Here is a 22,009-nt window from a genome sequence, read left to right as displayed (position 1 = left end):
GATTCTACGGGGGCCGTCGTGACGGCCGGAGTGTAACGAGTTTGTTAAGACTGCTTGCAAAAGCGGGTCGCTCTCTTGCGGCATCCGTATTCGTAAGGCTTACTAACAAACATGCCGAGCCCGACCCGATCCGCAGCCGTGACCCGCTCCCGACGTGCCGCGGGCAAGATCCTCCCCGAGCACGCCCGTGCCCACAATCGCGCACTCGTGCTGCAGTCGCTCTTCTCCGCAGGGGCGATGAGCCGCGCCGATCTCGCGCGCGAGACCGGACTCACCCGGGTCACCATCTCGGATCTCGTGGGGTCGCTCATGGAGGACGGGTACGTCGTCGAGCAGGGTGTGCGGGAGGCATCCGGTCCCGGCAAGCCCGCCATGCTCGTCGACATCGCGCGCGACGGTCACCGCATCGTCGGACTCGACCTGTCGGGCAGCGAGAGCCTCGTCGGCGCGGTGCTCACCCTCGACGGCGAGATCGTCGCACGCCACAGCGTCCCGGTCCCCGCCCGGCAGAGCGAGGTCCTCGACGCGATCGTCGCCCTCGCCCGCACGGTCGTCGCCGACGCCCATGCCCCGGTCCTGGGTCTCGGCGTCGGGACACCGGGCGTCGTCGACGACCGCGGCGTCGTCCTCGCGGCGCCCGGCTTCGGGTGGGCGGATCTCGACCTCGCCGGGGCCCTCGAGCGCGACCTCGGACTCCCCGTGCTCGTCGCCAACGACGCGAACGCCGCGGTCCTCGCCGAGCACACGTTCGGCGGCGCCGGCGACGACGTGATCCTCGTCCGCGTCGGCCGCGGTGTCGGCGCGGGCCTCCTCACCGGGGGAGAGCCGCTCGCCGGTGCCCGCTTCGCCGCCGGCGAGATCGGCCACGTCACCGTCGGCACCGACGGCGGACCCGCCTGCGCCTGCGGCAAGATCGGATGCCTCGAAGCCTGGCTCGCCGTCCCCGCACTCACCGAGCGCATCGCCGCCACCGGCGACCCCGACAGCGTCCTGCGCGACGCCGGCGAGCGGCTCGGCATCGCCCTCGCGCCCATCGTCGGAGCGCTCGACCTGTCGGAGATCGCGCTCTCCGGCCCCGCCGACCTGCTCGGCGGGGCGCTCGCCGAGGCCGCGGCCGAGACGGTCCGCACCCGCACCCTCGCCACGTTCCACGACGGGCTCCAGGTGCGGATGTCGACCCACAGCGAGGACATCGTCCTGCGCGGTGCGGCCGTCATGGTCCTCTCCGGTCGCCTCGGAGTGTCCTGACCCGCACCACCCGCATCCGCGACGACCCGTCCGGGCCGCCGCATCCCCACACAGTGAAGGAATAGCTATGAAGAAGACCCTCGGAGCACTGTCGCTCCTCGGCGCGTCAGCCCTCCTCCTCTCCGGCTGCGCCGGTGGCGGGACGCCCACCGGCGGGAGCGCCGAGACCGGCGACCTGACCGTCTGGCTGGTCGGCACCGACACGCCCCAGGACGCGCGCGACTATCTGAAGAAGACGTTCGAAGACCAGAACGACGGCTGGACCCTCACGATCGAGGAGAAGACGTGGGCCGACACCGGTGAGGCGTACGTCGCCGCGCTCTCGTCCAACGACGCGCCCGACATCGTCGAGGTCGGCAACACGCAGGCGCCGGGATTCATCTCGCAGGGCCTGTTCGCCGACCTCTCCGGCATCCAGGACGACCTCGGGGGCGACGACATGCTGACGAGCTTCGTCGACCTCGGGTCGGAGGACGGCACGCTCTACGCAGCGCCGTACTACGCCGGATCGCGCGTCGTGTTCTACTCGCCCGCCAGCTACTCCGGAGAGGTCCCGACGACGCTCGCCGACTACGTGAAGGCCGGCATCGACGGGACCACTGCAACGAAATCGGGCATCTACGCCCCCGGCAAGGACTGGTACAACGCCCTGCCCTACATCTGGGCCAACGGCGGCGAGATCGCCACCCTCGACGGCGAGAAGTGGGTCGGCGGATTCTCGAGCGAAGGCGGGATCGCGGGCCTCACGATGCTGCAGGACGTCTACACGAACGCGACCATCGCCCCCGCCGACTCCGACGAGACCGACCCGCAGGTGCCGTTCTGCGCCGGCGAGGTCGGGTTCCTCTCGGCGCCGGCGTGGGTGAAGTGGTCGATCCTCGCGGCCGCCGACGCCGAAGCGCCCGGATGCCCCGACGAGGCCGGTAAGGACCTGGCGGCGTTCGCCCTGCCCGGCATGAGCGCCGGCGAGGTCGCCCCGGTCTTCGCAGGCGGCTCGAACATCGCGGTCGCCGCGAAGTCGGACGCGCAGGACAAGGCGCAGGCGGCGCTGGAGATCATCCTGTCGGAGGGGTACCAGAAGATCCTCGCCGAGAACGGGCTGATCCCCGCGCGAACCTCGTTCGCGCAGTACCTGCCCGACGACGCCATCACCGCCGAGGCGGCCAAGGCCGCGGCATCCTCCAAGGCGGTCCCGGCGAGCCCCAAGTGGGCCGAGGTCGAGTCGGCCGGCGTCATCAAGGACGCGCTCGTGAAGATCGCGCAGGGAGGCGACGTCACCGAGATCGCCACCGCCCTCGACGGTCAGATCGAAGCGATCCTCAACTCCTGACCGACCTGTGCAGGGGGCGGTCGTCCCCCGGCTGCCCCCTCACCCTGCACGGAGACGATGATGTCCGGAACCCTCACACGCCCCGCCCCGCCGGCGCCGCCACGCGATCGCCTCGCCACCGCGGCCCGCGAGCGCGGCCGCCGTCGCAAGGACGGCGCGGCGGCGCTCACCCTGCTCGGCCCCTCCCTCGTCATCCTCGGGGTGATGGTCGGATACCCCGCGGTCCTCATGGTCGTCCAGTCGTTCACCGACTACTCGATCCGCGACAAGGTGCAGGGGACTCTTCCCGACGTGGTCGGCCTGGACAACTACCTCGAGGTGTTCACCGCGTCCGACTTCCCGGCGGTGCTCGTGCGCAGCCTCGGGCTCATGCTCGTCATGACCGTGCTGATCGTCGGGCTCGGCGCACTCGTCGCGGTGCTCATGACACGACTCACCCGCGGCTGGCGCCTGCTGGTGTCGATCGGGCTGCTCCTCGCGTGGGCGATGCCGCCGCTGGCGGCGACCACCGTCTGGGGGTGGATCTTCGACGCGCAGTACGGCCTCGTGAACTGGCTGCTCAACTCCGTCACCGGGTCCGCGGACTTCACGAACCACTCCTGGCTCCTCGACCCCTGGTCGTTCTTCGCCGTCCTCACGATCATCGTCGTGTGGCAGGGGGTCCCCTTCGCCGCCTTCACCCTCTATGCCGCGCTCGGGCAGGTTCCGGGCGAGGTCCTCGAGGCGGCGTCGCTCGACGGCGCGACCGGGCTGCAGCGGTTCCGCCTCGTGGTCTACCCGTACCTGCGGAACGTGGTGACCGTCGTCGTCGTCCTGCAGGTGATCTGGAACCTCCGGATCTTCACGCAGGTGTACACGCTGCAGCAGCGCGGTGGGCTCGTCTCGGAGACGAACGTCCTCGGCACCTACATCTTCCGTCAGGGGGTGGGCGAGTTCGGGGTGACCAGCGCGATCGGCGTGCTCACCGTCATCCTCCTGCTCGCCCTGTCCTGGGGCTACGTCCGGACGACCCTCAAGGAGGAGGAGCTGTGAGCACGCAGATCACGCCTGCCGCGCAGCTGGCGACCGTCGGCGTCGACGAGGTCGCCGGCCGGGTCGGCGACGCGCGGACGCCCGTCGCGGGATCGCTCGCCGCACGGCGGCGTCACCGCTCACCGCTCGGCCGCGTGGTGCTCAACGTCGCAGCGCTCGTCGTCTTCGCGTGCTCGGTGTTCCCCGTCTACTGGATGCTGAACATGTCGTTCACGAGCGGCGAATCGATCATCAGCCGTACGCCGAGCTTCCTGCCGCTGGACTTCACGCTCCGCAACTACGAGACGGCGTGGACGCGACCCGCAGCGCCCGGGCAGACCGATTTCGTGCACGGACTGATCAGCTCGGGTCTCGTCACGGTCGGCGTCCTCGTCATCACCCTCCTCGTCGCGTTCCTCGCCTCGATCGCGGTCGCCCGCATCCGCTTCCGGGGACGCCGCTCGTTCATCGTCTCGGTCCTCATCGTGCAGATGATCCCGGGTGAGGCGATGATGTTCACGATCTACGGGATGATCGACGACTGGCGGCTCATGAACACGCTCGTGGGGCTCGGCATCGTCTACATCGCCGCGGTCGTCCCGTTCACGATCTGGACGCTGCGCGGGTTCGTCGCGGGGGTCCCGGTCGACCTCGAGGAGGCGGCCATGATCGACGGGTGCACGCGGTCGCAGGCGTTCTGGAAGGTCACCTTCCCGCTCCTCGCTCCGGGTCTCGTCGCCACCGGCGTCTTCGCGTTCATCCAGTCGTGGAACGAGTTCACGATGGCGCTCCTGCTGCTGCGGGGCCAGAACCTGACGCTGCCGCCGTGGCTCCTGTCGTTCCAGTCCGCGACCGAAGCGACCAACTGGGGCGCGGTGATGGCGGCATCCACCCTCATCTCCATCCCCGTCGTCGTCTTCTTCCTCATCGTGCAGGGGCGGATGTCGGGCGGGCTCGTCTCGGGCGCCGTGAAGGGCTGACATGCGCGTCGGAATCGACGTCGGCGGCACGAAAACGTTCGCCGTCGCGGTGGATGACGGCGGTCGCGTCGTCGCGACCGACCGCCGCGCGACCGGGCGGGGAGCCGAGGCCGTCGTCGACGGGATCTGCGCGGCCGTGCACGCCGTGCTCGGCGACGCGCCGCCGGGCCCCGTCGGAGTCGGCATGCCGGGGCAGGTCTCGCCCGGCGGCGTCGTCCGGCACGCGCTGAACCTCGGGATCGGGAGCGTCGACCTGGCCGAGGCCGTCGCCGCCCGGATCGGTGTGCGGCCCGTCGTCGAGAACGACGTGCGCGCCGCCGCCGTGGGCGCGGCCGCCCTCCTGCCGGCAACGGACTCGCTCGCCTACCTGAACCTCGGGACGGGCGTCGCCGCGGGGATTGTCCGGGCCGGGATGCCATGGCGCGGCGCGCGTGGCGCCGCCGGCGAGATCGGGCACCTCAGCGTCGACCCCGCGGGGCCGGTCTGCCCCTGCGGGCAACGCGGATGCATCGAGGCGCTCGCCGGCGGCGCCGGGGTCGCCGCGCGGTGGGGGGAGCCGTCGCCGCTCCCCGTCGCCGAGGTGTTCGACTGCGCGGATGCGGGCGACCCGCTCGCCCGGTCGCTGCGGGCGGATCTGGTTCGTGGCGTGGCCGCCGCGGTGCAGGTGCTCGTGCTCACGGCCGACGTCGAGCTCGTCGTCCTCGGCGGCGGGGTGTCGCGCCTGGGTGAGCGGGTGTTCGCGCCGGTGCGCACGGCGCTTCGGGCCGCGGCATCCGGGTCGGCCTTCCTCGCCTCGCTCGATCTGGCGGAGCGGCTCGCCCCGGTGCCCGCGGGCGAGCCCGTCGGCGCGGTCGGTGCCGCATTGCTGGCGGGCTCGCCCGTCGGGGTCGCGCCGGGACTCTGATCGATGTGCTGGTCGGTATTCAGTCTCGACGCGAGTCCGCTGGGCGTGCGGGGGCGGATCCCCGGGCGTCAGCTCAGCGGCCGCACCGATCGGGACTGAATACCGAATGCGGCGTCTGACCGGCGATCGGAGGGAGCCGCGGCTCAGACCGTCCCGGAGAAGACCCGCCGCACGTGCAGATCGCTGCTCAGGAGCACCGCGTCGGCGACGGCGCCGACGGCGAGGGAGCCGAGCTCCGGCCGACCGATGGTGCGCGCCGGTGTCGCGGTGAGCGCGGCGACGGCGTCAGGCAGTGCCACACCCGCCGCGACGGCGGTGCGGAGCGCGGCATCCTGCGTCAGGGTGGAACCTGCGATTGTCCCGTCGGCCAAGCGCGCGACACCCGCGTCGACCGTGACCGACAGCGACCCGAGAAGGTAGGTCCCGTCCGCGGCGCCGGCGGCGGCCATCGCGTCGGTCACGAGCGCGATCCGGCCCGGGGCAGCGGCGAACAGCATCCGGATCACGTCGGGGTGCAGGTGAACACCGTCGGCGATGACCTCGAGGGTCACGCGGGGGTCGCCGGTCGCGGCGCCCACCGGTCCCGGGGCGCGGTGGTGGAGTCCCGGCATCGCGTTGAAGGCGTGGGTGAGGAGGGTGGCGCCTGCGTCGAACGCGCGGCGCGTGGCCTCGACGTCGGCATCGGTGTGACCGACCGCGACGACGACGCCGGCCGCGGCGAACTGGGCGATCGCGTCGTGCCCGCCGGGCAGTTCGGGCGCGAGCGTCACCTGCACGAGCGAGCCGTGCGCCGCCTCGATCAGCGCGGCGACGGCCTCGGGCGTGGGGGTGAGGAGAAGGGCAGGATCGTGGGCACCGTGGTGCGCCGGGTCGAGGAACGGGCCCTCCAGGTGCGCGCCGAGGACCGAGGCATCCGCTTCCGCGAGCTCGGCGATCGCACCGAGACGGGTCGCGAGGTCGGCGGGGGAACCGGCGACCAGCGAGATGACGGCGCGCGTCGTGCCGTGCGCGAGGTGCGTCGCCCGGGCGACGCGGATCGCCTCGATGCCGTCCTCGTGCGCGCGACCGCCTCCGCCGTGCCCGTGCAGGTCGACGAAACCGGGCGTGAGCACCGCGCCCGACGCATCGACGACCTCGTCGGCGCCGAGCGAGCGCCACGACTCCCCGGTGCCGGATGCCGCGACCCGACCGGCCTCGACGCGGATCCACGCGTCCGGGGTCTCCGCGCCGGCGTCGATCAGCCGGGCGGAGTGGATGATGCGGGTCACGTCGTCCACGGGACCTCCGCGAGGGCGGGGAAGCGGATGCCGAGCGAAGTCCAGAGCGGCCCGAGCCCGCCGACCCGCGCGCGGAACGAGTCCCACGTGCGCTCGGGGCCGGTGGCGGCGGACCACGCGATCTCGGCCGCGGCCGCGATGCGGGGGAAGGCGAGTGCGTCGATGTCGGCGAGGCTCGCGACGGTCTCGGTCCACAGCGGAGCCTCGACGCCGAGGATGGCGTCCTCGACGAGACCGTCGACGACCGCGGTCGGCTCCCACGAGTACGAGCGCTCGAGGCTCGTCGCGCCGTTCGCCCAGGTGAGACCCAGGGGTGCGTCGTCGGTCGGCTTCATGTCGAGGTAGATCGCGTCGGCAGGCGAGAGGATGACGCGGCCGCCGCGCTCGGCGAAGGCGCGGGCGTGCTGGGGCGCGGCATCCGTCGGCGTCGCGAAGCCCCAGTACTGGCCGATCGTGCCGGGAGCCAGGCCCGCGACGGCGCCGGCCTCATGCCAGGCGATCGGCGTCTTGCCGAGGTCGGCGATGACGGCGCTCGCACGCGTGACGAAGTTCGCGAAGTCCTCGGGCGTCGTCCCGTGGGACTCGTCGCCGCCGAAGTGCAGCCAGGGTCCCGGGGTGAGCCCGGCGAGTTCGGCGAAGACGTCGCGCACGAAGGCATACGTCGCCTCGTCGTGGACGCGGAGCGACGAGAAGCCGACCGCGGTGCCGGTGTACGGCTCGCCCTCGACGGGGATCGCGCCCTCGGTGATCACGTCCGTGACCGGCGCCTCGGCGATCTCCGGGTAGGCGAGGGCGACGGCGTGCGTGTGTCCCGGCATGTCGAACTCGGGGACGACGGTCATGTGACGGGATGCCGCGTACGCGACGATCTCGCGGTACTCGTCCTGCGTGTAGAAGCCTCCGGGAGCCCCGTCGACCGCGGTCGTCGAAGCCCTCTCGGTGAGCTCGGGACGCGAGCGCAGCTCGAGCCGCCAGCCCTGGTCGTCCGAGAGGTGCAGGTGCAGGACGTTGAGCTTCAGCGATGCGGCGCGGTCGATGTACGCCCGCACCGTGTCGACTCCGTGGAAGTGGCGCGCGACGTCGAGCATGACCCCGCGGTACGCGAACCGCGGGGCGTCCGCGATGCGGACGGCCGGCACCACCCAGCGCTCGCCGTCACGACGGACGAGCTGACCGAGCGTCTGCACGCCGGAGAAGAGGCCGGCGGCATCCGCTCCCGTGATCCGGATGCCGGTGGCCGCCGCCTCGAGGACGTACGACTCCGCGGGGCCGCCGTCCCGCACGTCGAGCACGATGCCGTCGCCGTCCGGCAGATCGAGGCCCGTGCGCGCGGCGACGAGGGAGCGGAGGGCGGTCGCGGCATCCGTCTCGCCCATCAGGCCGGCCCCGGCGAGGTCGAAGGCGGGCCCCTTCTGGACGGCGACGTCCGCGGGGAAGGGCACGAGGGGGAGGGGCACCGGAGCCACCGCCGTTCTGTAAGGTGTCCTAACAAAACCGATCGGGCCAGCCTATCAGCGGCCCCATCCGTTATGCTCGCAGTGTCGCGACTGGCGTTGAGGTGGGCTACCACCGGGGAGCGATTGACACGGCATTCGACCGCGCGCCTGGGCCGATGCGAGATTCCTCATCCCGAAAGCCGTCGTCAGGAGATCGTCATGACCGATTCGCTGTTCAACGCCCCCCTCTCCGAGGTCGATCCCGAGATCGCCGATGTGCTCGAGCGGGAGCTCGACCGTCAGCGCGGGTTCCTCGAGATGATCGCCTCCGAGAACTTCGTTCCCGTCTCGGTGCTGCAGTCGCAGGGCTCCGTCCTTACCAACAAGTACGCCGAGGGATACCCCGGCCGCCGCTACTACGGCGGCTGCGAGGTCGTCGACGTCGCCGAGGAGCTCGCGATCGAGCGCGCCAAGGCCCTCTTCGGCGCCGGGTTCGCCAACGTGCAGCCCCACTCGGGTGCGTCGGCCAACGCCGCGGTCCTGCACGCGATCGCCCGCCCCGGCGACACGCTGCTCGGCCTCTCGCTCGACCACGGCGGCCACCTCACGCACGGCATGAAGATCAACTTCTCGGGCCGCCTGTACGACATCGTCGCGTACGGCGTCGACGCCGAGACCTCGCTCGTCGACATGGATGAGGTCCGCCGTCTCGCGATCGAGCACAAGCCGAAGGTCATCATCGCCGGCTGGTCGGCCTACCCCCGTCAGCTCGACTTCGCCGCCTTCCGCGCGATCGCCGACGAGGTGGGCGCCCTCCTCTGGGTCGACATGGCGCATTTCGCCGGCCTCGTCGCCGCGGGCCTGCACCCGTCGCCCATCCCGCACGCGCACGTCGTCTCGACCACCGTGCACAAGACGATCGGCGGCCCCCGCTCGGGCCTCATCCTCTCGAACGACGCCGACATCGCCAAGAAGATCAACACCGCCGTCTTCCCCGGTCAGCAGGGCGGGCCCCTCATGCACGTGATCGCCGCGAAGGCGACCGCGTTCAAGCTCGCGATGACGCCGGAGTTCAAGGAGCGCCAGGAGCGCACGCTCCGGGGAGCGGCGATCCTCGCCGATCGCCTCACCCAGGACGACGTGAAGAACGCCGGCATCGCCGTGCGCTCGGGCGGCACCGACGTGCACCTCGTGCTCGTCGACCTGCGCGACGCCGCGATCGACGGCAAGCAGGCCGAAGACCTGCTGCACGACATCCGGATCACGGTGAACCGCAACGCGGTCCCGAACGACCCGCGTCCGCCGATGGTCACCTCGGGTCTGCGGATCGGCACGCCGGCGCTCGCGACCCGCGGCTTCGGCGACGCCGAGTTCACCGAGGTCGCCGACGTCATCGCGCTCGCGCTGCTGCCGGGTGCTGACCACGAGGCGCTCCGCGCGCGCGTCGCGAAGCTCGCCGACGCGTTCCCGCTCTACCCCGGCCTGCACCAGTGACCGCCGGCATCCGGCCCCTCCTCCGACCGCGAGACTGCACGCACGCCTCGAGACAGCGGTTCTTGACCGCAGTCTCGAGCTCCCCGCGCAGTCTCGCGGGCGAGGGGCGACGACAGGAGGCATCATGACCGCGGCGGTCCTCGACGGCAAGGCCGCCTCGGCGGCGATCAAGACGGAGCTCGCAGAGCGCGTCGCGGTGCTGAAGGAGCACGGCGTGACGCCCGGCATCGCCACCGTCCTCGTGGGCGCGGACCCGGCATCCCAGCTCTACGTCGGGATGAAGCACCGGCAGTCCGAGGCGATCGGGATGAACTCGATCCAGCGCGAGCTTCCCGCCGACGCGACGCAGGAGCAGGTCGAAGTGCTGATCGACGAGCTCAACGCCGACCCCACCTGCCACGGGTACATCGTGCAGCTGCCGCTGCCGAAGCACCTCGACACCGACCGCATCCTCGAGCGGATCGATCCCGAGAAGGATGCCGACGGCCTCCACCCGACGAACCTCGGTCGCCTGGTGCTGAACGTCAACACCCCGATCACGTCGCCGCTGCCGTGCACGCCGCGCGGGGTCATCGAGCTGCTGGTGCGGAACGGCTACGACCTGGCCGGAAAGCACGTCGTCGTCGTCGGTCGCGGAGTGACGATCGGCCGATCGATCGGCCTGCTGCTCACGCGCCGCGAGTACAACGCGACCGTCACGCTCACCCACACCGGCACGACCGACCTCGGCGCGCACCTGCGCGAAGCCGATGTCATCGTCGCCGCGGCGGGCGTGAAGCACATGGTCACGGCCGAGCACGTGAAGCCCGGCGCGGCGGTGCTCGACGTCGGCGTCACCCGCGAGGACGACCCCGAGACCGGCAAGAGCCGCGTCTACGGCGACGTCCACCCGGACGTCGCGGAGGTCGCCGGCTGGGTATCGCCGAACCCCGGCGGCGTCGGCCCGATGACGGTCGCGCTGCTCATGACGAACGTCGTCGAGGTCGCCGAGCGCGCTGCGGGCCTGCGCGTCTGACGTGTGCTTGTGAACGAGGGATGCCGGGTGCCGCCCGGCATCCCTCGCCGTCGTTGACGGGCACCGCTCGCCTGTCGCGATGTGCGGTGGCGTGCGGCGTGTTGTGACGGGGGAAGCCCGCGGGGGCGCTGCCGTGATGCTCGCCTGTCGCGATGTGCGGTGGCGTGCGGCGTGTTGTGACAGGGGAAGCCCGCGGGGGCCCTGCGCCGGGGAAGCCCGCGGGGGCGCTGCGCCGCCGCTCGCCTGTCGCGATGTGCGGTGGCGCGCGGCGAGTTGTGACAGGGGAAGCCGGCCCGGCGCCTCAGGCGGTGAAGCGGGCGAGGAAGGCGCGGGTGCGGGCTTCCTGCGGATGCCGCAGCACGGACGACGGCGGGCCCTGCTCGACGATCGTGCCGGCGTCGAGGAACACGACGCGATCGGCGACGTCGCGCGCGAACGCCATCTCGTGCGTCGCCATCAGGATCGTCGCGCCCTCCGACGCCAGGTCGCGGACGAGCTCGAGGACCTCGCCGACGAGCTCCGGGTCGAGCGCCGAGGTGATCTCGTCGAGGAGCAGCACCTCGGGGTCGGTCGCGATCGCGCGGGCGATGGCGACGCGCTGCTGCTGACCGCCCGACAGCCGGTCGGGGTGATCCTTCGCCTTGTCGGCGAGCCCGACGCGGGCCAGCAGGTCGGCTGCCCGGGCTTCGGCGTCGCGGCGCGGCATCCGGTGCACCACGCGCGAGGCGAGCGTGACGTTGTCGAGCACGGACAGATGCGGGAAGAGGTTGAAGCTCTGGAACACGGCGCCCAGGCGCGCTCGCACGCGGTTGCCGTCGACCCGCGGGTCGGAGATGTCCTCGTCGCCGAGGAAGATCTGCCCGTCGTCGATGGGCTCCAGCAATCCCAGGCACCGCAGCAGCGTCGACTTGCCCGATCCGCTCGCGCCGATGAGCGCGACGACCTCGTGCGCACCGAGCGTCACATCGACGCCCTTCAGCACGTCCCGGTCACCGAAGGATTTGCGGATGCCGGTCGCCGTCAAGATCCCGCTCACAGCACCGATCCTGACTGCTCGCGCTCGCGGAGCCTCGCCGTGTACCAGTCCGTCAGGCGGATCGTGGGGATCGCCAGGAGGATGAAGAGGATGCCTGCCACGACGTACGGCGTGAAGTTGTAGGTCGTCGCGACGACGCCCTTCGCCCGCGCGATCGCGTCGAGGCCCGCGATGATCGAGATGAGCCCGACGTCCTTCTGCATCGAGATGAAGTCGTTCATGAGCGCGGGTGTCATCTTGCGGAGGGCCTGCGGCAGGACGACGCGGCGGAGCGTCTGCACATGGTTCAGGCCGAGCGCACGGGCGGCGAGGCGCTGAGAGGGGTGCACCGAGTCGATGCCGGCGCGGATCACCTCGGCGACGTAGGCCGAGTAGGTGAGCGTGACGGCGAGGATGCCGAGGAGCAGCTCGTCGATGCGCTCCCCGACGATCGTCGGCAGCCCGAACCCGACGAGGTAGAGCACGATGATGAACGGCAGCCCGCGGAACAGATCGGTGTAGCCCGCCGCCAGGGTCCGCACGGGAAAGAAGACCGGGCCCCGGAGAGTGCGCAGGAGAGCGATCACGAGCGCGACGCCACCGACCGTGAAGATCGAGATGCCGAGCACCGTCAGGTTGAGGAGGAAGCCCTCCCACACCTTCGGCAGCGCCTCGATGGCGACAGCGGGGTCGAAGAAGGCCCGCTGGACCTTCGCCCAGCCCTCCGTGTTGATGACGAACGCCCACACGATCACCGCGAACGCGGCCGTCGAGAGGATCGCGATGAGCACGGACCGTCGCTCCCGCCCGCGCCGATAGGCGCGACGGTCGAGCTCGAGTGCGCTCGGGATGCTGGTACTCACGGATCGACGCTAGCGCGTCCTCACGGGCGCTTCGTCACTGGAGCTTCGTCACGCCTTCGGTGAGACCCGACAGCCATTCCTTCTCGAGCTCCGCGAGAGTGCCGTCCTCGCGGAGGGCGTCGACGGCCGCGCTCACCGCGGGGGTCAACGGCGAGTCCTTGGCGAGCAGCAGGCCCCACTGGTCCTCGACGCCGACCTTCGGGAGCTCGCCGACGATGAAGGAGTCGGTGATGTACGCGGTGACCGCGACGTAGGCGGTCGGGGTGTCGAGGACGACGGCATCCACCTGTCCGGCGCTGAGGGCCGCGGTGGCGTCCTCGTTCGAGTTGTAGAGCTTCGGGGTCAGCCCGAGGTCGAGCGCGTCGAGCGTAAGAGCGCTCGTCGAGTTCGCCATGGCGCCGATCGTGATGTCCTTGAGCCCGGCGAGGTCGGTCACGCCGTCGGCCTTGCCGCCCTTGAGGGCGATGATCGACTGGCTCGCGGAGTAGTACGGCGACGAGAAGTCGACGCCCTTCTTGCGGTCGTCGGTGATCGTGTACTGCTGCAGGTTCACGTCGAAGCTCTTGGGGCCGGGCGCGATCGCCGCCTCGAAGCTCGTGCGGACCCACTCGACGTCGTCCTTCGCGAAGCCGAGCTTGTCGGCGACGGCGTAGGCGACGGCGGCCTCGAAGCCCTTGCCCGATTCGGGCTTGTCGTCGTAGACGTAGGGCTCGTAGGCGGTCTCGCCGGTGGCGACGGTGAACTTGCCGGGGGTGACGTAATCGTCGGCCGACGGCGTGGCGCCCGGAGACGATCCGGTGCCCGGGGCCGCGTTCGACGCGCAGCCTCCGAGGAGGAGGGCGAGGGCCGCGGCGGACGCGACGAGTGCGGTGCGCAGAGCGGGACGACGGGACATGAGGGCCTCCGGGGGCGCCGAGGGTGCTCGGACGAGGGGGTCGGGTGGGCGTCGCCGCGTGATCGCGGAGAGCCGCTGATCATTCTCGCGCGCAGACGGATGCCGCGGGTCCTGCGGCGACGCTTTGTTACACGCCCGTCACCCCCGGCTGATTGAGAGGATGGGGGGATGATCCCTGCGCGCACGCTCCTCGTCGGTTCCGGTCGCATCGGGACGCGGGTGGCGGAGGAGCTCCGGCGCGCGGGCGGCGAGGTCGTCACGGTGCGGCGGTCAGCGGCATCCGATTCGGACGGCTGGCGACACATCGCCGCGGACCTGTCCCGGCCGCTCACCGAGTCGTTGCCGGCGGTCGACGCGGTCGTCGTGACGCTGCCGCCGGGCGAGGAGCAGGGTTTCCTCGCCGGCGCGATCGGCCGCGTCGCAGAAGCGTTGCCCGAGCCGCCGGCACGCACGATCTGGGTGTCGTCGACGCGGGTGTTCGAGGGGTACGGCGACGAGCGGCCGCTGGACGAGGACGACGAGCCGCGGCCGCGCAGCGATCGAGCCCAGCAGCTCGTCGATGGGGAGGAGCGCGCGGTCGAGCTGTTCGGCGCGACCATCCTGCGACCCGCGGGCATCTACGGACCGGGACGTGACCGGCTCATCCGCCAGGTGCTCGCCGGCACCCCGGTCGATCACGACCGTCGGACCAACCGCATCCACGAGACCGACGTCGTCCGCACGATCCTCACGCTGCTGCAGGCAGACGAGGTGCCCGCCGTCCTCCACGCCGTCGACCGTCGACCGGCGACGCTCGGCGAGGTGGTCGCCTTCCTCGCCGAGCGCCTCGGCGTGCCGGTGCCGCCTCGCGGCGAACCCGCCGAGCGGCGCGGGACGATCCTCGACGGGACCCGCCTCACCGAGGTCGTCGACGGCCTCGCCTACCCGACGTTCGAGGACGGCTACGGCGAGATGCTCGCGCAGCGCGGCTGAGCCCTGGCGGATGTCGGCGGCCCGCGCGAAGATGCCGACATGACGCGCACGCAGGAGATCCTCGACTGGCTGCGGGACTCGGACCCGTCACTGCGGTGGCAGGTCGAGCGGGATCTCCTCGGCGCGCCGCCCGAGCAGTGGAAGGCCACGCGGGCACGCGTGACGACCGAGGGGAACGGAGCCACGCTCCTCGCGCAGCAGGGGGAGGACGGGCAGTGGGAGGGCGGCGCGTACTTCCCGGCCGGGTTCTTCGGCAGCCCCGAGTCCGAGATGCCCGGCCAGCCGTGGACGGCCACGACCTGGACGCTCAAGGATCTGCGCGAGTGGGGAGTGCCGGCATCCGCTCTCGGGGACACCGCGGCGAAGCTCGACCGCAACAGCCGCTGGGAGTACGACGACCTGCCGTACTGGGGTGGGGAGGTGGACGTCTGCATCAACGCGTTCACGCTCGGGACGGGAGCGTGGCTCGGCGCCGACGTCTCGGCGCTCGCCGCATGGTTCCCCGAGCATCAGCTCGCCGACGGCGGCTGGAACTGCGAGGCCGTGGAGGGTGACTCGGTGCGCGGGTCGTTCCACTCGACGCTCAATGCCGTCCGCGGCATGCTCGCCTACGAGCATTTCACCGGCGACACGGCGCTGCGCGACAGCCGGCACCGCGGCGAGGAGTACCTCCTCGAACGGCGCCTGGCGTACCGGCTGTCGACGGGAGAGGTCGTCGGCAGCTTCGTCACCGACTTCGTCTACCCCAACCGGCACCGCTACAGCGCGCTCGCGGCGCTCGATCATTTCCGGGATGCCGCTCTCCAGGCCGGCACCCCACCGGACCCGCGGCTCGCCGAGGCGATCGAGATGGTCCGCGCGGCGCGGCACGCCGACGGCACGTGGCACCAGGGACGCACGCTCGAGGGCAGGCGCTGGTTCGACATCGACGCACCCGAGGGTCAGCCGTCGCGGTGGCTCACCTTCCTCGCGCTCCGGGTCCTCCAGTGGTGGGATGCCGCCCGCTGACGACCGCGCGGTGGCTCAGCCGCCGGCGCGACCCCATCGGGCCGCGAGCGCCTCGGACCCGCGGGCGAGGAGGGTGACGTCGGCGCCGACCAGCACGAAGGACGCGCCCTCGTCGAGGTAGCGTTGCGCGGCATCCGGATCGAAGGCGTTGACGCCCACGGGCTTTCCCGACGCACGGACGGCGGCGAACGCGTCGAGGACGGCTGCGACCACATCGGGATGCGTCTGCGCACCCAACAGGCCCATCGAGGCGGCGAGGTCGCTCGGGCCGACGAAGACCCCGTCGATCCCGTCGACCGCGGCGATCTCGGCGGCGTTCCGGACACCCTCGACCGTCTCGACCTGCACGAACAGGGAGACGTGGCGGTCGGCGTCGGCGAGGTAGTCCTCGACGCGATTCCACCGGGCGGAGCGGGCGAGCGCCGAACCGACGCCGCGGCGTCCGCGCGGGGGGTATCGCACCGCCGCGACGAGCTCGGCCGCCTGTGCCGCCGTGTCGACCATCGGCACGAGGATGTTCTGCGCGCCGAGGTCGAGCACCTGCTTGATCGTCACGACGTCGCCGATCGGAACGCGCACCACCGCCGTCACGGGGGCGGCGGCGACGGCCCGCAGCTGCGCGAGCACCGACTCGAGCCCGTTGGGGGAGTGCTCCATGTCGATCAGCAGCCAGTCGAGGCCCGCGCCTGCGCAGATCTCGGCGACGAGCGGCGACCCGGAGCACACCCATATGCCGGCGAGGGGACGGTCGGCATCCGTCAGCACTTCGCGGAACGTCGGGTTCAGATGAAACGGCATTCGATCACTCCCATCGGCCCATAGTCGCAGCGCACCTCGTCGCCCCGCGACACCCACACCGGCCGCGTGAACGAGCCGGCGAGGATGATCTCGCCCGCCTCGAGACGTGCGCCGTGCTGGTGGATCTTGTTCGCGAGCCACGCGACGCCCGTCGCGGGGTGGCCGAGGACCCCCTGCGCGACACCGGTCTCCTCGATCTCGCCGTTGCGTGAGAGCACCCCCGGCACCCAGCGCAGGTCGATCTCGTCGGGGCGGCGGTGTTCGATGCCGAGAACCATTGCACCGTAGGCGGCGTTGTCGCTGATCGTGTCGACGATCGTGCGGCCCTCGAGTTCGATGTGCGAGTTCAGCACCTCGAGCGCGGGTACGGCGTAGTCGATCGCCGCGAGGGCGTCCTCGAGCGTGCAGTCGGGGCCTTCGAGCGGGCTCGCGAGGACGAAGGCGAGTTCGACCTCGATCCGGACGTTCGAGAAGTGGTCGACCGGGATGCTGTCGCCCGAGCGGTAGACGGTGTCGTCGAACATGACCCCGTAGTCGGGCTCGGTGATCCCCGTCGCCTGCTGCATCGCCTTGGAGGTCAGCCCGATCTTGCGACCGACGAGGCGCCGGCCCGACGCGACCATCCGGTCGCGCCAGACGCCTTGGATCGCGTAGGAGTCCTCGACCGTGGCCTCGGGGTGGCGTGCGGTGATCCGTGGGATGACGCCGTGCGTACGATCGGCCTCGGCGAGCTCGTCCGCGATGCGCGAGACGTCCTCGGTGGACAGCATCAGAGCTGGTTCCCGAGCTTGTACTCGCCCTGCTTCCACGAGGGCATCGCCTCGTCGTCGCCCTCGCGGGTGTACGAGAAGCCGTCGGCGCCGATCGTGACCGCCATCTCGCTGCGGTCCTCCCGGGTGCGGACGGGCTGCGGGTTGCCGTCGAGGTCGAGCACGAGGGATGCCTCGGTGTACCAGGACGGGACGACGGGGTTGCCCCAGAAGTCGCGTCGCTGGTTGTCGTGCACGTCCCACGTGATGACCGGGTTGTCGGGGTCACCGGTGTAGTAGTCCTGCGTGTAGATCTCCACGCGGTGCCCGTCGGGGTCGCGGAGGTAGAGGTAGAAGGCGTTCGAGACGCCGTGTCGGCCGGGTCCGCGCTCGATCGCGTCGGAGCGGCGGAGGGCGCCGAGCTTGTCGCAGATCGCGAGGATGTTGTGCTTCTCGTGCGTCGCGAAGGCGACATGGTGCATGCGCGGACCGTCGCCGCCGGTCGCGGCGGTGTCGTGCACGGTGGGCTTGCGCCGCATCCACGCCGCGTACACGGTGCCGTCCTCGTCCTGGATGTCCTCCGTCACCCGGAATCCGAGGTCCTGGTAGTGGCGCACCGCGCGCGGGACGTCGGGCGTCACCTGGTTGAAGTGGTCGAGGCGCACGAGCTCGCCGGGGATCTGCAGGTCGTATCGCCACGACAGCCGCTCGACGTGCTCGCTCTGGTGGAAGAACTCGTACGGGAAGCCGAGGGGGTCCTCGACGCGCACCGAGTCGCCGATGCCCTTCGTGAACCCCTCGGGACGGCGCTCGACGCGGCATCCGATCTCGCCGTAGAAGGCGACGGCCCGATCGAGGTCCTCGGGCGTGCGGACGCGGTACGAGAACGCGGCGACGGCGGCGACGGGCCCCTTCCGCAGCACGAGGTTGTGGTGGATGAACTCCTCCGTCGAACGGAGGTAGATCACGTCGTCGTCCTCCTCGGTGACGTGGAGCCCCAGGATGTCGACGTAGAACTGGCGGGATGCCGCGAGGTCGGTGACCACGAGGTCCATGTACGCGCAGCGCAGGATGTCGGGGGCGGGGGAGGTGGGCGTCTGCACCGGGTCGTCGGTGCGGATGGGGGCTTCTTGCGAGACGAAGAACCCGGAGGAGGTCTTGGTCATGCCGTCGCGGTGGCTCATGTCAGCGTCCTTGCTGGTCGTGGGCGGAGTCAGTTCTTGCCAAAGGTGGGGTTGTGGACCGCGCCGAGCGTGATGTGCACGGCCTGCTGGTCGGTGTAGAAGTCAATCGAGCGGTAACCGCCCTCGTGGCCGAGTCCGGAGGCTTTCACGCCGCCGAAGGGCGTACGCAGGTCGCGGACGTTGTTCGAGTTCAGCCACACCATGCCGGCCTCGACGGCCTGCGAGAAGTTGTGGGCTCGCTTCAGGTCGTTCGTCCACACGTAGGCGGCGAGACCGTATCTGGTGTCGTTGGCGAGGGCGAGGGCGTCGTCGTCGGTGTCGAACGGGGTGATCGCGACGACGGGACCGAAGATCTCCTCCTGGAAGATCCGCGCGGTCGGGGGCACATCGGCGAACACCGTCGGGGCGACGAAGTTGCCGTCGGCGAACCCCTCGGGGCGACCGCCGCCGGCGACGAGGCGACCCTCCCCCTTGCCGATCTCGACGTACGACATGACCTTGTCGTAGTGCTCGGGGTGCACGAGGGCACCGACCTCGGTGGCGGGATCGTGCGGAAAACCGACCTTCACGCGCTGCGCCTGGGCGGCGTAGCGCGCGACGAACTCGTCGTACACGTCGCGCTGTACGAGGATGCGGCTGCCTGCTGTGCAGCGCTCGCCGTTGAGGGAGAAGACCCCGAAGATCGTCGCGTCGATGGCCGCGTCGAGGTCAGCGTCGGCGAAGACGATCGCGGGGCTCTTGCCGCCGAGCTCCATCGACAGGCCCTTCAACCAGGGAGCCGCGTTGGCGAAGATGAGCTTGCCGGTCGAGCTCTCACCGGTGAAGGAGATGAGCGGCACGTCGGGGTGCTTCACCAGCGCGTCGCCGGCGTCCTCGCCGAGGCCGTTGACGAGGTTGAAGACGCCCTGCGGGAGGCCGGCCTCTTCGAAGATCCCGGCCCAGAGCGATGCCGAGAGGGGAGTGAACTCGGCGGGCTTCAGCACGACCGTGTTGCCCGTGGCGAGGGCGGGGCCGAGCTTCCAGGACTCGAGCATGAACGGCGTGTTCCACGGGGTGATGAGACCCGCGACGCCGATCGGCTTGCGGTTGACGTAGTTGATCTGGCGAGCGGGCACCTTGAACGTGTCGTCTGACTGGGCGACGATGAGGTCGGCGAAGAAGCGGAAGTTCTCGGCGGCGCGCCGCGCCTGGCCGAGCGCCTGCGTGATCGGCAGCCCCGAGTCGAACGACTCGAGCTCCGCGAGCCGGGCGTCGCGGGACTCGACGATGTCGGCGATGCGGTGCAGCACGCGCGAGCGCTCGCGCGGCAGCATCCGCGGCCACGGGCCGTCGGTGAACGCGCGGCGCGCGGCGGCGACGGCGGCATCCACATCGGCCTTCTTGCCGGCCGCGGCCTGCAGGTAGACGCGGTTCGTCACGGGATCGAGGACGTCGAACGTGTCACCGTCCGCCGAGTCGACGAAGGCACCGTCGATGTAGTGCTGGATGCGGGTGGGAAGGTCGGCGGGCGTGTGCGGCGCCGCCAGCGTGGGATCCGTCATGTCGTGCGTCCTTGTTCGAGGGGTCAGAAGTTCGGCAGGCCGAGGGCCTGGTCGGGGTGCTCGTGGGTCATGTAGGCGTCGAGGGTCGCCGAGCGGTGTCGACGCGCGGCGTGCTCGATCTCGCTGAGGGGAGCGCTCCGCTCGATGAGCACGAGGATCTGCTCGTGCTCGCGGACCGACTCCTGCGCGCGCCCCGGCACGAAGCTGAACGTGGAATCGCGGAGGTGCCCGAGCCGTGCCCACTCGACCTGGACGAGCTCCAGCATCCGCGGGTTCGCGCAGCGCTCGAAGAGGGTCGCGTGGAACTCCTGGTTCAACCGGGTGAAGGCGCGTGGGTCGAAGTGGTCGAGCGTCTCGATCATGAGCTCGTTGATGTCGCGCGCTCGCCGGACGTCGGACTCGGTGAGGGCGCGGGCGGACAGTGCCGTGGCGGTGCCTTCGAGGATCGACAGCGCCTGCATGCTGAAGCGGTACTGCGAGTCGTCGACCATCGCGACGCGCGCGCCGACGTTGCGCTCGAAGGTGACGAGCCCCTCGGCCTCGAGCTGGCGGATCGCCTCGCGCACCGGGACGACGCTCATGTCGAGCTCGCCCGCGATGCTGCCGAGCACCAGGCGGTAGCCGGGGGTGAACGCCTCGCTGACGATGCGCTCCTTGATCCACGCGTACGCCTGCTGCGACTTGCTCGGGGCCGCGACGTCGCTCATCGGGAGCCCCGTTCGGCTTCGTAGCGCGCCCGCCACGCGGCGTTCATCGGGAAGAGCCCGTCGACTGGCTCGCCTTCCGCGACGCGGGCGGCGATCCAGGCGTCCTCGTCCTCCTGCGCGAGGGCCGCGTCGGCCATCTCCTCGGCGAGCGCGGGCGGCAGCACGATGACGCCGTCGCGGTCGCCCACGATGATGTCGCCCGGCTGCACGGTCGTGCCGCCGCAGGCGATCGTGCCCCCGGCATCCCACGGCACGTGCTTGCGACCGAGGACCGCAGGGTGCGCGCCCGCGGTGTAGACCGGGATGCCGACCGCGGCCACCGCGGCGATGTCGCGCACGCCGCCGTCGCTCACGATGCCGGCCGCGCCCTGCGCGTGCGCACGGATGGCGAGGATGTCGCCGAGCGTGCCGGAACCGGCCTCGCCACGCGCCTCGATCACGATGACCTCGCCTTCGCGGACCGTGTCGAACGCGCGCTTCTGCGCGTTGTAGCCGCCGCCGTGGCTCTGGAACAGGTCCTCGCGGTTCGGCACGAAGCGGAGCGTCGCGGCGACGCCGACGAGCTTCGCATCGGGGTGGAGCGGGACGACGCCGTCGATGGTGACGTTGTCGAGACCGCGCTTGCGCAGCTGCTGCGACAGCCCCGCGACCGGGACGCGCTCGAGCTTCGCGCGGAGATCGGGCGAGAGAGCGGATGCCGCGGCGAGCCCGGCGGCCTCGCGGGAGCCCCAGGCCTCTTCACGCTGCGTGTCGTCGACCTGGGGGAGCGAGCCGAGTGCAGGGTCGAACGCGATGTCGGGGCCGTCGACGACGGTCGTCGTGAGCCGGCCGGTGGACGCCCCGGTGTCGGGGGCGTCGACCTCGACCTCGACCACGTCGCCGGGAACGATGACGGACGACCCCGCGGGCGTGCCGGTGAGGATGACGTCGCCGGGTTCGAGTGTGAAGTGCTGCGACAGATCGGCGACGATCTGCGGGAGGGGGAAGAGGAGGTCGTCGGTGCTGCCGTCCTGGACGAGCTCCCCGTTCACCCAGGTGCGCACGCGCAGCCGGGTGGGATCGAGCCGGCGGGCGTCGAGCACGGCAGGGCCGAGGGGAGTGAAGCCGTCGCCGCTCTTGGAGCGGACGTTCGACCCCTTGTCGTTCGCCCGCAGGTCGTAGAGGCCGAGGTCGTTCGCTGCGGTCACGCCCGCGACGTGCTCCCAGGCTCGGTCGACTCCCACGCGTCGGGCCGCGGCACCGATGATCAGGGCGATCTCTCCCTCGAAGGCGAGCAGCTCGGTGCCGACGGGGCGTTCCACGGTGCTGCCAGAGGCGGCGACGGAACTCGACGCCTTGAAGAAGTAGGAGGGGGCAGCGGGCGTGCGTCCGCGCTGGGCGGCGCGCGACCGGTAGTTCAGGTGGACGGCGACGATCGTGCCGGGGCGGCCCGGGAGGGCGGCGAAGCGCGGGTCGCGGGATGCGGCATCCGTCACCGTGTCGTCGTTCTGCATCTCGTGAGCTCCCTCGCTCTTGCGTCGTATCTCAAATCGTATATGATCGGGCTGCACCGGACAACCGGGAATCGACGAAGACGTCGGAT

Annotated in this window: 20 protein-coding genes and 1 riboswitch; of the genes, 9 read left to right on the top strand and 11 right to left on the bottom strand. The window is 71.2% G+C overall.

Translation table 11 applies throughout. From position 1 onward, the window contains the following. Positions 1-111 precede the first annotated feature (111 nt). The 5 genes from MRBLMI1x_RS14105 (at position 112) to MRBLMI1x_RS14085 (ending at position 5,473) form a co-directional block, all read left to right on the top strand. Positions 112-1,248, top strand: a complete 1,137-nt coding sequence (locus MRBLMI1x_RS14105) for an ROK family transcriptional regulator (RefSeq protein WP_336124533.1) — start codon at positions 112-114, stop codon at positions 1,246-1,248. 67 nt (positions 1,249-1,315) lie between these two features. After that, positions 1,316-2,578 (top strand): extracellular solute-binding protein, encoded by a 1,263-nt coding sequence (locus MRBLMI1x_RS14100; protein WP_020096671.1) that lies wholly within the window; start codon positions 1,316-1,318, stop codon positions 2,576-2,578. 60 nt (positions 2,579-2,638) lie between these two features. Further along, the gene (locus MRBLMI1x_RS14095) at positions 2,639-3,610 is read left to right on the top strand and encodes a carbohydrate ABC transporter permease (protein ID WP_363459490.1); all 972 of its coding nucleotides are present in this window, start codon (positions 2,639-2,641) and stop codon (positions 3,608-3,610) included. Then, the gene (locus tag MRBLMI1x_RS14090) at positions 3,607-4,569 is read left to right on the top strand and encodes a carbohydrate ABC transporter permease (protein ID WP_363459488.1); all 963 of its coding nucleotides are present in this window, start codon (positions 3,607-3,609) and stop codon (positions 4,567-4,569) included. The genes MRBLMI1x_RS14095 and MRBLMI1x_RS14090 overlap by 4 nt, the downstream gene beginning before the upstream one ends. Position 4,570: 1 nt before the next feature. Further along, entirely contained in the window at positions 4,571-5,473 is a 903-nt protein-coding gene (locus tag MRBLMI1x_RS14085) for an ROK family protein (RefSeq protein ID WP_363459486.1), read from the top strand. 143 nt (positions 5,474-5,616) lie between these two features. On the opposite strand, the gene nagA is transcribed toward MRBLMI1x_RS14085, so the two are convergent. Both nagA and MRBLMI1x_RS14075 read right to left on the bottom strand, forming a co-directional pair. Next, on the bottom strand, positions 5,617-6,750 hold the full coding sequence (gene nagA, locus MRBLMI1x_RS14080) for an N-acetylglucosamine-6-phosphate deacetylase (RefSeq protein ID WP_363459484.1): 1,134 nt from the start codon (positions 6,748-6,750) through the stop codon (positions 5,617-5,619). Beyond that, complete coding sequence (locus MRBLMI1x_RS14075; protein ID WP_363459482.1) at positions 6,738-8,216, bottom strand: family 20 glycosylhydrolase; 1,479 nt, start codon at positions 8,214-8,216, stop codon at positions 6,738-6,740. The genes nagA and MRBLMI1x_RS14075 overlap by 13 nt, the downstream gene beginning before the upstream one ends. A 67-nt stretch (positions 8,217-8,283) precedes the next feature. Beyond that, a riboswitch (ZMP/ZTP riboswitch) is annotated at positions 8,284-8,367 on the top strand. Positions 8,368-8,405: 38 nt separating this feature from the next. Here MRBLMI1x_RS14075 and glyA point away from each other — a divergent pair. Continuing rightward, the gene (gene glyA, locus MRBLMI1x_RS14070) at positions 8,406-9,680 is read left to right on the top strand and encodes a serine hydroxymethyltransferase (protein WP_363459480.1); all 1,275 of its coding nucleotides are present in this window, start codon (positions 8,406-8,408) and stop codon (positions 9,678-9,680) included. A gap of 124 nt (positions 9,681-9,804) precedes the next feature. Further along, positions 9,805-10,695, top strand: coding sequence for a bifunctional methylenetetrahydrofolate dehydrogenase/methenyltetrahydrofolate cyclohydrolase (locus MRBLMI1x_RS14065; RefSeq protein WP_363459478.1), 891 nt, complete (start codon positions 9,805-9,807; stop codon positions 10,693-10,695). A 301-nt stretch (positions 10,696-10,996) separates the two neighbouring features. Here the strand turns inward: MRBLMI1x_RS14065 and MRBLMI1x_RS14060 are convergent, their stop codons facing one another. From MRBLMI1x_RS14060 to MRBLMI1x_RS14050, 3 genes are read right to left on the bottom strand one after another with little or no spacing between them, the layout of a single operon-like run. Further along, positions 10,997-11,731, bottom strand: coding sequence for an amino acid ABC transporter ATP-binding protein (locus MRBLMI1x_RS14060; protein ID WP_363459476.1), 735 nt, complete (start codon positions 11,729-11,731; stop codon positions 10,997-10,999). Beyond that, positions 11,728-12,573, bottom strand: coding sequence for an amino acid ABC transporter permease (locus MRBLMI1x_RS14055; protein ID WP_363459474.1), 846 nt, complete (start codon positions 12,571-12,573; stop codon positions 11,728-11,730). The genes MRBLMI1x_RS14060 and MRBLMI1x_RS14055 overlap by 4 nt, the downstream gene beginning before the upstream one ends. 34 nt (positions 12,574-12,607) lie before the next feature. After that, on the bottom strand, positions 12,608-13,468 hold the full coding sequence (locus tag MRBLMI1x_RS14050; protein WP_018188839.1) for an ABC transporter substrate-binding protein: 861 nt from the start codon (positions 13,466-13,468) through the stop codon (positions 12,608-12,610). 168 nt (positions 13,469-13,636) lie between these two features. On the opposite strand from MRBLMI1x_RS14050, the gene MRBLMI1x_RS14045 reads away from it, so the two are divergent. Then, positions 13,637-14,440: a sugar nucleotide-binding protein gene (locus MRBLMI1x_RS14045; protein WP_363459472.1), complete on the top strand. Its 804-nt coding sequence runs from the start codon at positions 13,637-13,639 to the stop codon at positions 14,438-14,440. A gap of 39 nt (positions 14,441-14,479) precedes the next feature. Further along, positions 14,480-15,448, top strand: coding sequence for a squalene cyclase (locus tag MRBLMI1x_RS14040; protein WP_363459470.1), 969 nt, complete (start codon positions 14,480-14,482; stop codon positions 15,446-15,448). Positions 15,449-15,463: 15 nt separating this feature from the next. On the opposite strand, the gene MRBLMI1x_RS14035 is transcribed toward MRBLMI1x_RS14040, so the two are convergent. The 6 genes from MRBLMI1x_RS14035 to MRBLMI1x_RS14010 are packed head-to-tail and all read right to left on the bottom strand — an operon-like array spanning position 15,464 to position 21,920. After that, positions 15,464-16,246 (bottom strand): HpcH/HpaI aldolase family protein, encoded by a 783-nt coding sequence (locus tag MRBLMI1x_RS14035; RefSeq protein WP_363459468.1) that lies wholly within the window; start codon positions 16,244-16,246, stop codon positions 15,464-15,466. Beyond that, entirely contained in the window at positions 16,231-17,016 is a 786-nt protein-coding gene (locus tag MRBLMI1x_RS14030; protein WP_020096684.1) for a 2-keto-4-pentenoate hydratase, read from the bottom strand. The genes MRBLMI1x_RS14035 and MRBLMI1x_RS14030 overlap by 16 nt, the downstream gene beginning before the upstream one ends. Beyond that, positions 17,016-18,179 (bottom strand): 3,4-dihydroxyphenylacetate 2,3-dioxygenase, encoded by a 1,164-nt coding sequence (gene hpaD / locus MRBLMI1x_RS14025; protein WP_363459466.1) that lies wholly within the window; start codon positions 18,177-18,179, stop codon positions 17,016-17,018. The genes MRBLMI1x_RS14030 and hpaD overlap by 1 nt, the downstream gene beginning before the upstream one ends. Before the next feature lie 29 nt (positions 18,180-18,208). Continuing rightward, entirely contained in the window at positions 18,209-19,720 is a 1,512-nt protein-coding gene (gene hpaE / locus MRBLMI1x_RS14020) for a 5-carboxymethyl-2-hydroxymuconate semialdehyde dehydrogenase (RefSeq protein ID WP_363459464.1), read from the bottom strand. 23 nt (positions 19,721-19,743) lie between these two features. Then, complete coding sequence (locus MRBLMI1x_RS14015; protein ID WP_018188832.1) at positions 19,744-20,427, bottom strand: GntR family transcriptional regulator; 684 nt, start codon at positions 20,425-20,427, stop codon at positions 19,744-19,746. Further along, entirely contained in the window at positions 20,424-21,920 is a 1,497-nt protein-coding gene (locus MRBLMI1x_RS14010) for a fumarylacetoacetate hydrolase family protein (RefSeq protein ID WP_363459462.1), read from the bottom strand. Before MRBLMI1x_RS14010 ends, MRBLMI1x_RS14015 begins: the two co-directional genes overlap by 4 nt. Between the last annotated feature and the right edge of the window lie 89 nt (positions 21,921-22,009).

The organism is Microbacterium sp. LMI1x-1-1.1 (assembly GCF_040676205.1).
GTDB classification, from domain to species: Bacteria; Actinomycetota; Actinomycetes; order Actinomycetales; family Microbacteriaceae; genus Microbacterium; species Microbacterium aquilitoris.
Note: the sequence above shows the minus strand (reverse complement) of the source record. Positions and strands in the feature narration are given on the sequence as shown.

Excerpts from the sequence above, each read along its gene's own strand:
- MRBLMI1x_RS14065 (WP_363459478.1), top strand. The coding sequence starts at position 9,805 with ATGACCGCGGCGGTCCTCGACGGCAAGGCCGCCTCGGCGGCGATCAAG.
- hpaD (WP_363459466.1), bottom strand. The coding sequence starts at position 18,179 with ATGAGCCACCGCGACGGCATGACCAAGACCTCCTCCGGGTTCTTCGTC.
- MRBLMI1x_RS14105 (WP_336124533.1), top strand. The coding sequence starts at position 112 with ATGCCGAGCCCGACCCGATCCGCAGCCGTGACCCGCTCCCGACGTGCC.
- MRBLMI1x_RS14085 (WP_363459486.1), top strand. The coding sequence starts at position 4,571 with ATGCGCGTCGGAATCGACGTCGGCGGCACGAAAACGTTCGCCGTCGCG.
- MRBLMI1x_RS14035 (WP_363459468.1), bottom strand. The coding sequence starts at position 16,246 with ATGCCGTTTCATCTGAACCCGACGTTCCGCGAAGTGCTGACGGATGCC.
- MRBLMI1x_RS14045 (WP_363459472.1), top strand. The coding sequence starts at position 13,637 with ATGATCCCTGCGCGCACGCTCCTCGTCGGTTCCGGTCGCATCGGGACG.
- hpaE (WP_363459464.1), bottom strand. The coding sequence starts at position 19,720 with ATGACGGATCCCACGCTGGCGGCGCCGCACACGCCCGCCGACCTTCCC.
- MRBLMI1x_RS14095 (WP_363459490.1), top strand. The coding sequence starts at position 2,639 with ATGTCCGGAACCCTCACACGCCCCGCCCCGCCGGCGCCGCCACGCGAT.
- MRBLMI1x_RS14100 (WP_020096671.1), top strand. The coding sequence starts at position 1,316 with ATGAAGAAGACCCTCGGAGCACTGTCGCTCCTCGGCGCGTCAGCCCTC.
- glyA (WP_363459480.1), top strand. The coding sequence starts at position 8,406 with ATGACCGATTCGCTGTTCAACGCCCCCCTCTCCGAGGTCGATCCCGAG.
- MRBLMI1x_RS14010 (WP_363459462.1), bottom strand. The coding sequence starts at position 21,920 with ATGCAGAACGACGACACGGTGACGGATGCCGCATCCCGCGACCCGCGC.
- MRBLMI1x_RS14015 (WP_018188832.1), bottom strand. The coding sequence starts at position 20,427 with ATGAGCGACGTCGCGGCCCCGAGCAAGTCGCAGCAGGCGTACGCGTGG.
- MRBLMI1x_RS14050 (WP_018188839.1), bottom strand. The coding sequence starts at position 13,468 with ATGTCCCGTCGTCCCGCTCTGCGCACCGCACTCGTCGCGTCCGCCGCG.
- MRBLMI1x_RS14030 (WP_020096684.1), bottom strand. The coding sequence starts at position 17,016 with ATGCTGTCCACCGAGGACGTCTCGCGCATCGCGGACGAGCTCGCCGAG.
- MRBLMI1x_RS14040 (WP_363459470.1), top strand. The coding sequence starts at position 14,480 with ATGACGCGCACGCAGGAGATCCTCGACTGGCTGCGGGACTCGGACCCG.